At 35.6% G+C, this 933-nt stretch carries 1 pseudogene; it reads left to right on the top strand.

What is annotated here, in order from left to right:
- Nucleotides 1-112: 112 nt before the first annotated feature.
- A pseudogene (locus MAGTDC_RS02910) lies at nt 113-280 on the top strand (GTP-binding protein); the annotation flags it as partial.
- Between the last annotated feature and the right edge of the window lie 653 nt (nt 281-933).

Below are 933 nucleotides of genomic sequence, written 5' to 3' on the forward strand. Positions count from 1 at the left end.
AAGTTTTTAATTTTATTCTGCGTGCGTGTGTGCATGTGTGTGTGTTAAGAAAAATGAGAAATAGGAATGATTAAGTTGGCTATTCTGTTTACTAAAATTTTCAGCTACTTTGAAATCTGGGGATAAAATCACTTTTCTGGACACACCAGGTCACGCTGCATTTAGTGCTATGCGTTCTCGAGGAGCACAGGTCACTGACATTGTTGTTCTTGTAGTAGCTGCTGATGATGGAGTAATGGAACAAACTGTTGAGTCTATTAGAATGGCTAAGGAAGCTAAAGGTATATTTGCTATACATTTATAAGAGTCTGTTACCTCTGCATGCCTTGTACATTTAAATGGTGTTGATGTTTTGAAAATTATATATTCTCTAAATACATATAGTATCAGCGCCGGATTTAGAGTGTGCGGGCCCCTAGGCTGAGGTTGTGGTGTGGGGGCCTGGGGAAAAAAATTTTCAAATATGATAATGAATATACAAATCAAATGATATTCAACTAGATATAATTAGATATGAAAATTGCCTGAATCTGTTCAGATCTGTTCGAACTGCCATCTATTTCATGTTGAAACTTTTACACTTATTATTTTTCTTTAATTATAAATTGCATTAGTGGGCTAAATGTAGAACAATAATAAAGTGGTAGAAATTCGCATTTTACAAATTAAAATAATTATTGAAATCAGATATAACACATATTGAAAATGGTAGTTTAAATATTGGGCGTTTATTTTTAAAACATTGGTATGGTGAAAAGTCTCCTGCGCATGCGAATTTTCAATGGTCACCATATTGCCCGTGGAATTTTGACAACCCTGGGTGGAACTATTATCCTTTGTTAGTTAATTCACTGTTTAGCTGTAAAGAGCGTAGCACTGTCCAGAAACACTGCCCTTCCCACAACTGAGTAGTCAGGGCTGATCAAAGGCTCG

The organism is Candidatus Hodgkinia cicadicola, from assembly GCF_002774925.1.